Origin of the sequence: Candidatus Cyanaurora vandensis (assembly GCF_013285555.1) — a bacterium.
Classification (GTDB): domain Bacteria; phylum Cyanobacteriota; class Cyanobacteriia; order Gloeobacterales; family Anthocerotibacteraceae; genus Cyanaurora; species Cyanaurora vandensis.
In genome coordinates, this window is record NZ_JAAXLT010000161.1 from 1 (window position 1) to 9,443 (window position 9,443).

8 protein-coding genes, 1 tRNA gene and 1 pseudogene are annotated in these 9,443 nt (G+C 53.9%); 3 read left to right on the forward strand and 7 right to left on the reverse strand.

Annotated features, from left to right (window positions below):
- The 3 genes and pseudogenes from HFM78_RS11130 to HFM78_RS11140 form a co-directional block, all read right to left on the reverse strand.
- Positions 1-285 (reverse strand): annotated as a pseudogene (locus HFM78_RS11130) (acetate kinase); the annotation flags it as partial.
- On the reverse strand, positions 285-2,717 hold the full coding sequence (locus HFM78_RS11135) for a phosphoketolase (protein ID WP_287129520.1): 2,433 nt from the start codon (positions 2,715-2,717) through the stop codon (positions 285-287). The gene HFM78_RS11135 and the pseudogene HFM78_RS11130, both read right to left, overlap by 1 nt.
- A gap of 122 nt (positions 2,718-2,839) precedes the next feature.
- Positions 2,840-3,148: a hypothetical protein gene (locus HFM78_RS11140; protein WP_287129521.1), complete on the reverse strand. Its 309-nt coding sequence runs from the start codon at positions 3,146-3,148 to the stop codon at positions 2,840-2,842.
- A gap of 135 nt (positions 3,149-3,283) precedes the next feature.
- Here HFM78_RS11140 and HFM78_RS11145 point away from each other — a divergent pair, with 135 nt between their 5' ends.
- Complete coding sequence (locus HFM78_RS11145) at positions 3,284-3,634, forward strand: phage holin family protein (protein WP_287129522.1); 351 nt, start codon at positions 3,284-3,286, stop codon at positions 3,632-3,634.
- Here HFM78_RS11145 and rlmD read toward each other — a convergent pair.
- The gene (gene rlmD / locus HFM78_RS11150; protein WP_287129523.1) at positions 3,631-4,953 is read right to left on the reverse strand and encodes a 23S rRNA (uracil(1939)-C(5))-methyltransferase RlmD; all 1,323 of its coding nucleotides are present in this window, start codon (positions 4,951-4,953) and stop codon (positions 3,631-3,633) included. The genes HFM78_RS11145 and rlmD overlap by 4 nt on opposite strands.
- 49 nt (positions 4,954-5,002) lie before the next feature.
- On the opposite strand from rlmD, the gene HFM78_RS11155 reads away from it, so the two are divergent.
- Positions 5,003-5,074, forward strand: a tRNA-Val gene (locus HFM78_RS11155).
- Between the two features lie 204 nt (positions 5,075-5,278).
- Positions 5,279-5,437: a hypothetical protein gene (locus HFM78_RS16360; protein WP_396032843.1), complete on the forward strand. Its 159-nt coding sequence runs from the start codon at positions 5,279-5,281 to the stop codon at positions 5,435-5,437.
- Between the two features lie 359 nt (positions 5,438-5,796).
- On the opposite strand, the gene HFM78_RS11160 is transcribed toward HFM78_RS16360, so the two are convergent.
- From HFM78_RS11160 to HFM78_RS11170, 3 genes are all read right to left on the reverse strand, one after another.
- Positions 5,797-6,825, reverse strand: a complete 1,029-nt coding sequence (locus tag HFM78_RS11160) for an ABC transporter permease (protein ID WP_287129524.1) — start codon at positions 6,823-6,825, stop codon at positions 5,797-5,799.
- Entirely contained in the window at positions 6,825-7,814 is a 990-nt protein-coding gene (locus tag HFM78_RS11165; protein WP_287129525.1) for an ABC transporter permease, read from the reverse strand. The genes HFM78_RS11160 and HFM78_RS11165 overlap by 1 nt, the downstream gene beginning before the upstream one ends.
- Positions 7,814-9,443: ABC transporter substrate-binding protein (locus HFM78_RS11170; protein WP_287129526.1), on the reverse strand; the 1,630-nt coding region annotated here is incomplete at its 5' end. The genes HFM78_RS11170 and HFM78_RS11165, both read right to left, overlap by 1 nt.

The following is a 9,443-nucleotide window of genomic DNA, read 5'->3' on the forward strand; positions in this document are numbered from 1 at the left end:
AATGCTGGTCTGGAAATCCGGCCCGCCATGAACAACGCGATGCCCGACCGCTTGGATGGCTTGGGGTCCCGTTAGAACTGGATTAGGACCCGCCCAGAGGGTTTCAATCAGTTGAGCAGTGGGGTTTGCGGCTGGGGGGACAGAAATCGTTGTCGTTTTCCCGGCAACTGTAGTTTTGAGGGTTGTACCCGTTAAACTCCCCGCCCAGAGCGGAGTTTCATTGGGTAATTGAAAAAGCGCACTCTTAAGACTGCTCGAACCCGCATTCAAGACCAAGACCTGCATCAGCACCACTGCCAGTGAGTGACATCCTCCGGGTCACTGCCGTGTTCTTGGATGTAGCGGCGGTGGTCGCGTAGCACATAGGTATAGTGAGAAATCCGTTCGTTGGCTTGGACGGCTACGTGGGGATTGTGGAGTGAGGCCAACCGGATTGCCTGTTGGATCAGGTGGTAGCGGCTGGTGCCGTTGCGGACATTCATATCAAAGGGCGTGGTAGTCGTGCCCTCCTCCTGGTAACCGTTGATGTGAAAGCGTTCCTGGTGGGGTCGGTTAAACAGTAAATACTTCACCACACTCGGGTAGCCGTGGAAGTTGATAATCACCGGACGGTCTGGGGTGAAAAGGGCTGCAAATAGGGTGTGGTCCAGACCGTGGGGATGTTCGGTGTCCTCCTCCAAGACCAAGAGGTCCGTCACATTGACCACCCGGACGCGCAGTTGCGGGAACTCCTGACGCAAGATATGCGCTGCCGCCATCACTTCGAGGGTCGTATTGTCGCCAATCCCAACGAGGACGACATCCGGGTTTACCCCCTCGTCGGTGCTAGCCCAGGGCCAGACTGAGGCCCCAGCCCGACAATGGGCCACCGCTTCGGGCATCGAGAGCCATTGGGGGAGGGGTTGTTTGTTGGCGATGACGAGATTGACGTAGTTTTTACTACGTAAACAGTGGTCCATCGTGCTGATGAGACAGTTAGCATCGGGCGGCAGGTAGACGCGAGTTACTTTGGCTTTTTTGTTGAGGACCGCATTGATGAAGCCGGGGCTCTGGTGCGAGAAGCCGTTATGTTCCTGTCGCCAGAGCGTCGAGGTCTCCAGATAATTCAACGAGGCCACGGGCAACCGCCAGGGAAAATCCCCCGACATTTTGAGGAACTTGGCGTACTGGTCCATCATCGTGGTGACAATCCCCAGGAAGGCTTCGTAGGAAGGGAACAACCCATGGCGGCCCGTGAGCAGATACCCCTGCAAAAAAGCCTGACAGGTATGCTCACTCAACACCTCAATCACGCGCCCACCATCGGGACCGATGCCCTCATCCTCGGGTTGGGTGGGCCATTGATAATTGCGCTGCGTCACGTCGAGGACGGACCCCAGGAGGTTGGAAACCAGTTCATCGGGACAAAAAATCCGAAAGGTCTGGTCGTTCTGCTGAATCACGGCCTGGAGGTACTGCGCCACCGCACTGACGCTACTGGTGTGCGACTGTCCCCGTTGACAGGCTCCATGGGGAGTCACGGGTACCGCGTAGTCCGTCAATTTAGGGAGAACCAAGGGCCGTAGGATTTTCCCGCCGAAGGTGTGGGGGTTGGAACCCATGCGCCGCGCACCCTGGGGGCACTGGTCGAGGATTTCCGGGTTAGGCCGCCCCTGGTCATCCAGGAGTTCCTCAATCCGGTAGGAGCGCAACCAAGTTTCTACCGCTGCTAAATGGGCGGGATTCTTTTGTAAATCCTTCCCCGGCACTTGGTGGGAACGGTAGGAGCCAGTGATGGGTTTACCGTCCATCGTGGCAATCCCTGTCATGCCCTTGGGTGAGCGCACAATCAAGAGGGGCCAACGGGGTTGCGGAATAGGTTGCTGAGTACGGGCAGCCTGCTGAATCCGCCGGATCTCGCCGTAGCTCCAATCCAAAGAAGCGTACAAGTCGGCATCTAGATCCCCGTTATTACCGACAATTCGTACTTGCCAGCCAAACCCCGTGAAAAGATGATTGAGTTCGTCATCGCTCATCGTGCCGTAAATCGTCGGGTTCGAGATTTTATAACCGTTCAGGTGCAAAAGGGGTAAGACCGCCCCCGATTCCTTGGGGTCCAGGAACTTATAACTGTGCCAAGCTGTCGCCGTGGGTCCGGTCTCCGCTTCGCCATCTCCGACAATGCAGGCCACGATGAGATCCGGGTTATCCATTACCGCCCCGAAAGCCGTCGCCAGCGCATAGCCCAACTCGCCCCCCTCGTGGATCGTACCGGGCACACCGGGATAGAGGTGACTCGGGAAGCCCCCCGGCCAGGAAAAAAGTTTAACCAACTCCCCCAACCCGGCTGCATCACGGGTCAAGGCCGGGTAATAGTCCTGGAGACTACCTTCTAGATAGAGGTTAGCGAGGTTGGCGGGCGCACCGTGGCCCGGTCCCGTCACCAGGAACATATCCAAGTCATGCTGACAAATTAGACGATTGAGGTGGGCGTACATAAGATTGATCCCCGGACAGGTGCCCCAATGTCCAAGCAGACGGTCTTTAATGTGGGCCGGGTGGAGTGGTTCTTTGAGCAAAAAATTGTCTTTGAGATAGACCTGCGCGGCAGCGAGGTAATTAGTCAAGCGTTGGTAACGCGCTAGAGCTTCAAGTTTTACGCCGTGCTGCCGACGGGTACTGCTGATGTCAAGGAGTAGGGCAGGCGGTAGCACGATCCGAGTGGTGGCCATGGTCATCGTTATTCCTCCCCAAGGGTAAGTTACCCAAGCTGGCTTGTGTCCTTTTTACCTTGCTACATAGTTATTGAGCTATGTCTGAGGGCGGAGGATTGGCAAGGTGGAGTCGGGTAGGGTGTTGTCTAGAGTAGTTTCTCTAGTCGTTGCCGCACATCTTCGGAGTCGTCCGGCTTAAAAAATAGGGCCACACCCATGTCGCGACCCGAGCGCGGATGAATGAGAGTATGGGACTGCAACACAATCTGGACATCCCGCACGTAGCTCTCTAAACGGTCAAAGGGACCAGGAACTCTCAGCGTGAGGCGGCGTTGTTCATCTTCAGGGTCCGTACCCAGGTGCTGCACACCATAACGCTTGCCTTCAGCGAGAATTGCAAGATCTAAGTAAGTCGGGTACGTCTGGTCCAGAACAATGTACAGGGTAAAAGACATTAGGGTACAGGGCTGTCGGGGACCACTTCTAATGTACCCAATCGCTCTTGGGGTTGGGCTCTAAATGTATCGGTGGGGAGATGGGTAAATCACCCTAAGCGTTGAGAATGAAAAAGTCATCTCAGGAGTACCCCCATGGTCAGTTTTTTGATTAGCTGGTTGGTTTCGGCAGTGGTCCTAATCGTGGTTTCCTACGTTGTCCCTGGTTTCACTGTTACCACCTTCACGGCGGCCCTAATTGCAGCTCTGGTGATTGGTGTCGTTAATGCCGTAGTCGTGCCGATTCTCAACCTAATTGCGCTACCCCTCAACATCATCACCTTAGGGCTATTTTCCTTCATCATCAGTGCCCTCGGTCTGTTGCTGGCAGCACAACTGGTAAGCGGGTTTGCCATTGCTGGATTCTGGCCCGCGCTGTTGGGTGCCTTGGTGATTGCGATTGTGAATACAGCGGTGGGTCTCTTAGGGGGACGGAGTTTCGCTTAGGTCCGCTGGAGGACGGCGAGACACTCGACATGGTAAGTCTGGGGAAAGAAGTCTACGGGCTGAACTGACTCCAGACTATACCCGCCACCCAATACTGCTAAGTCGCGGGCTAACGTTGCGGGATTACAACTGACATAGAGAATACGGCGGGGCGGATATTTCAGGAGAGCTTTGAGTACGGCTGGGTCACAGCCCTTACGTGGCGGGTCCAGACACAGGACATCTGGAGCGACTTTTTGCCGGGGTAGCCAGTCTTCAACAGCCCCTTGATTAAATTCAATATTAGTAATGTTGTTGCGTTGAGCATTGGCGCGGGCTTGCTGAACCGATTCGCCCCACCGCTCGATTCCGATGACCCGCTGGGCCTGACGAGCCAGGGGTAGAGCCATGGTTCCAATCCCTGAATAGGCGTCCACCACGGTCTCGCTCCCCGTAAGCTGAGCTTCTTGGACGACTTGTTGAACCAGTCGCTCAGCCTGTTCGGTGTAGATCTGGAAAAACGTGGTCGCTGCAATGTGAAACTCTAATCCGCAAAAAAGCTCACGCAGGTAGCCCCGACCTTGGACTGTGTAAGTCTGGTTCCCAAAAATCACATTGCCCGGTTGGGTTTGGTGGTTCCAGCCCACCCCGACAATACTCGGGAAGGCCAGCACCCGCTTAGCCCACGCTTCAATCCCCGGTGGGGCAGCCGTAGCGACCAGGGTAACAAGGACTTCTCCGGTGCGTCGCCCGACCCGTAGAGCCAAATGGCGCAACAGTCCGACTCGGGTTGTTTCATTGTAAATAGACCAGCCTTGGTCCTGAATTGCCTGTTTAAGCCCCGGCAAGACCTCATCTAAATGGGGGTCCTGGACCGGGCACTGATTGATATTCACAACTTTATGAGAACCTTGGGCGTAATAGCCCGCCGCGACTTGGCCCTGCTGGTTGTAAGCCAGGGGATAGGTGACTTTATTCCGGTAATGAAAGGGTTCAGAAGCCGCCCACAGCGGACGGACGGGCACCCCGAGCGTCTGGGTAACTAACGTCTGCTTAGCCTGCACTTGACGGGAGTAGTCTACCACCTGCCACTGACAGCCCCCGCATTTATCCGCCACGATGCAACGGGGACGCACTCGGTCAGGACTAGGCTCTAGTAAGGTCTCCACCTGGGCAAAGGCTTCGCGGGGTTTGACGTGGACAAGACGCACCTGTACCCGGTCTCCCGGCGCGGTATTGGGGATAAAGACGACCCGATTCTCCCAACGCGCCACCCCGTCCCCACCCGCCGCAAGGTCCATGACCGTCACTTCTAACCGAGAACCCTGGGTCCAGTCCATTTTCCCTGCTCCTACCTCCCAGTGTAGGGGTTGTGTATACTGGGGGTCCGGGCGTTTGGCTCAGCGGTAGAGCACTTCCTTCACACGGAAGGGGTCACTGGTTCAAATCCAGTAACGCCCAAGTTTTGAAACCCTCTCCAGCACAGGCTTTTAACCATTTAGAGTTCCTGGGAACCTGAGTCTAAAGGTATGGTATCCTCGCTTTTTCAGGACATCTTTGGGCGCGTCAGGGTAGATTTGAGTATCAGGTGAGTATCAAGAAACGGGCGATACTCGGTTCAAAGCACCCGCTGGTACCGTTGCCGTCAAAGAATTCTGGGGTCGTTTGCACTTACGATGGCGATATCAGGGCAAGCAATACACCCTTAGCCTAGGACTCCCTGTTACCCCACCGAACCAAAAATTAGCCCAGATCAAGGCACATCAGAGCGAACTAGATTTGACACTCCCACGGCTAAAGCTAGAGGTTTTACGCCGCTCTTGATAAACCAGTAGTGAATACTCAGGCCGTTACGGTCCTGTTTAGAAAATTCATGGACTACAAGGCTAAAACTTTACTTCCTCGCACTCTAGAGAAGTACCGGGCCGTCCGGAAGCATTTGGCGACTCACTTCAAAAGCACACCGGCTATACCTGTAGCTTTGAGAGATGTAGAAAAGTTTTTGGCGACTTGACGCTCGACTGAGTTCTGTCCAACCTGTCCCGGTGCCCCGCCCGCTAGACCGCCACTACCAGCGGGGGCCATAATAACCAGTTCTCCCTAAGCAGTTAGCTCCAGCCGTAGGTCCCGGTTCAACATACACAACTCGGCAAATTCCACTGGGGTGGGTAGGGTGAGGGTGTTCATCGGGTCCTTAGTTTCGGGTCGAGGGCATCGCGCACGGCATCACCCAAGATATTGAAGGCCAACACCAGACCGAACAAAGCTCCGGTCGCCGCCACGAGGACCCACCAAACCGAGGGTTCACGGGCTAGCTCCTGTCTGGCCCCGTTGATCATAAAGCCCCAAGAAGAAGTCTCAGCACCGACCCCAATCCCGATGTAGCTGAGGATCGACTCTGAGAGAACTAGGGCTGAGAAGCGCAGCGTGCAGATAATCACCACAATATGCATCACATTGGGCAGGATATGGCGCAGCAACGTCTGGAAGTCCGAGACCCCTAACGCACGGGCTGCCAACACATAATCCCGCTCTCGGTGCTTGATCGTCTCCGCCCGAATCTGACGGCACAGGTTCACCCAGGTCGCCACCCCCAAAGCGAGACACAATTGCGGTAAACCCTGGCCTAAGACCAAAAAGAGCGCGAGAAATAGCAAAATCTCGGGGATCGAGTAGACCACGGAGTAGGTGTACTGCACCGTATCATCTACCCACCCACCGTAGAAACCCGCCAGAATACCTAAGGTCAGTCCAATCGGGATGGCAATCAGACAGGTCACGCCACCAACAATGATTGCGGTGCGACTGGCTTTTAGGGTTTCTCTGAGGACATCCTCGCCCAATACATTCGTACCGAGGGGATGGAAGCCTTTGAGGGGTTTAGCATTCAGGGTTTTGTAGGTGGTTTTGGCAAAGGGGGCACTGTAGCCCTCTTCTTGAGGGACATTTTTGTACAGCAGGTCAACTAAGGAATAGTTGCGAACAGCTACACCCTCTTTAAGTGGCACGACCAAGGAATCAGCTAAACTAATCGCCACATAAACCCCAATTACCCCCAGACAGACCATCGCGACGGTGTTTTGTTGTAACCTGCGCCAAGCCTCTTGAATAAATTCCTGCCGACTCAAGCTCCACACCGCCCAGCCGAACAAGAGCAGTATTGTGAGGGTTGCCAAATTGATAAAAAGCGCACTCTCGACTAAATCCAACATCACTCCAACCTCACGCGGGGGTCTACCAAGATGTACGAGATATCTGTCAACAACAGCCCCACAATGTACAACAGTGAGCCCAAGAAGACTAAGGCCCGTAACAAGGAAAAATCCAACTCAGTGATGGCAAACACGGTCAAGTTGCCCAGACCGGGAATCCCAAAGAAGTTCTCTAATAATAAAGAACCGAGGATGAGCAAGGGTAGGTCCGCTACCACATTGGTGAGGATGGGAATGAGGGCATTTTTTAAGACGTGCTTAAATAACACCACCCGCTCCGATAACCCCTTGGCCCTTGCTGTACGCGTGTAGTCCTGCCCAATCTCATCCAGCATTACCGTCCGATAGAATCGTACTGAACTCCCCAATCCGACCAAGACCCCAATGACTACGGGTAAGAGGACGAAACGCAGACTATCGCCGCCCTCAGCAAACCCAAACACTGGGAAATAGCGCAACACCAACCCTAACAACCACTGTCCGGCAATGATATAGACCATGATCGGCAGGCTCATCAACAGAACACAGATAAACATCCCGCCCCAATCCAGATAACTTCCCCGGTAAAGGGCAATTACTAAAGACAGACTCACCGTCACCAAGAGCGTCATGATGAAAGCTGGTAACGTAATCAGAGCCGAGGGTCCCGCGCCTTCTAAAAGACGCTGACTGATATCCTCGCCATTCACATCCGACTGTCCAAACTGAAATAGCAGCGTCGCCCGCATGTGATTGGTAAATTGACTCTCGTACCAGGGCTGGTCCGGCTTGTACTTGGGGTCAAAGGGTAAGTTGATAAACTGTGCTTTATCGTAACCGTGGGTCTTGAGCCAGTTCTGAATCAACTCCGGGGATGGGTTCTTCCCTAACTGTTTACGGGCGACATTCTCAGGACTAGAGACCATGAAAAACAAGAAAAAGGTCAACAGCATCACCCCAAGAATAATGGGTAAAGTGTAGAACACACGGCGCAACAGGTAGGTGAGCATTAACGGTCCTTACGTAAGAGCACAGCCGGGATGAAGGCGACACTGGCGAGTCCAGCCAAGACCAAGACGAAAAGATAGTTGGGTTGATTCCACTCCCGTTGCTTTTGTTCCCGCAGCACCGGGTCAACTTTGTAATATTTCATCAAGTTGTAAGCAACGGGGTGTTGTAAAACGTTCTGCGTCCAAACGCCGTAGGGCATGTAGAAGGCTTCGTGGTACGTGTGGATCACTGGACAGTCTTCGTTCAGGATATCCACCATTTTGCGGAGGATGACCCGGCGTTCTGGGACATCTTCCATACTCTGCATCTGTAGAAACAGACGGTCGAACTCAAGATTCTCATAGCGGCTTGTGTTGACCACCCCCGGATTTTTGGAGTAGTACAAAAACATGAAATTCTCTGGGTCTGGGTAATCAGCAAACCAACCGTTGCGGATGATCTGGAAGTTCCCCCGGTCCTGTTTGTTGAGGGATTCAGCAAAGGTGACCAAGTTGGCCCGGGCGTTAATCCCAATGGCTCGAAACTGCTCGGTAATATACTCCGCCTCCCGTTGCGATTCAGGACCCCGGAAGGGATAAACTACCTCCACACTCAGGGGTTTCCCGGTTTTGGGGTCAATTCCGTCGGGATAACCCGCTTCTTTGAGTAAAATCTTCGCTTTTACTACATCCTGGCGACCGTAGGGATTTTTGTAGTCTGGGTCGTAGCCAAAAAGTCCCGGCGGGAGCGGACTCTCAGTTTTAATCTTGGTACCGTTGTAGAAAAAATCATTGAAGCGGTCAAAGTTATAGGCCAGGGCGAGAGCTTGCCGTAACTTCTTGTTCTTGCCCAAAAGCGGGTCTTTCATATTGAAGGAAATCGTATCTGCTGAGAAGAGAGCCACCTGTTCAAGTTTGGTCCCGGACTTGGCGAAATCCCCAGTGAGTTGGTTATCCGCTGTAATCCCCTGCTCGACAATGTTCTGGCTCTGACGACGAGCGGCGGTTTTACCCAAGCTGTCTAAATAACCTTGACGAAACAAGGTCCAACTCGGAATGGCTTCGCGCATGATGTTGAACCGGGCTTCGTCAATAAACGGTAAAGGCTTACCCGCATCAACGAGTAACCCTTTTTCGGCAGAACCTGGATCGCCTGTGGTCGGAAAGAAACTATGGCGGTGGTTCTCGTTGCGGACTAGCACGATGCTCTGGTTGCGCTTCCATTCCTTGAGCTTATAAGCTCCGGTGCCGACGGGATGGAACATGAAGCGTTCGCGGCGTACGCCATCATGGACTTCACCGTCGTAGTAGGCCACGGCCTCGGTGGGGACGGGGGCGAAAAAGGAAGGGGTCGCCATCCAGTAGCGCAACTGGGGATAGAGGGTCTTCAGGCGAATGGTAAAGGTGTAGCGGTCTACCCGTTGGATGCCACTAATTGGCTGGTTGTAATCGGTCTTACCAGATTTTTTAGCCCGTTCATAAAACTCTTTCAATCCAACAATCACCTGAGACAAGGGGTCAAAAACTGGGCTAGACGTGGGTGCTTGCAGGAAAGGGTCCCCAATCCGTTTCAGGGCATAGATAAAATCATCGCTCACTACCTCCCGGCCCCGTCCGCCCGTAAAGCACGGGTCATCCTGATAGCGAATC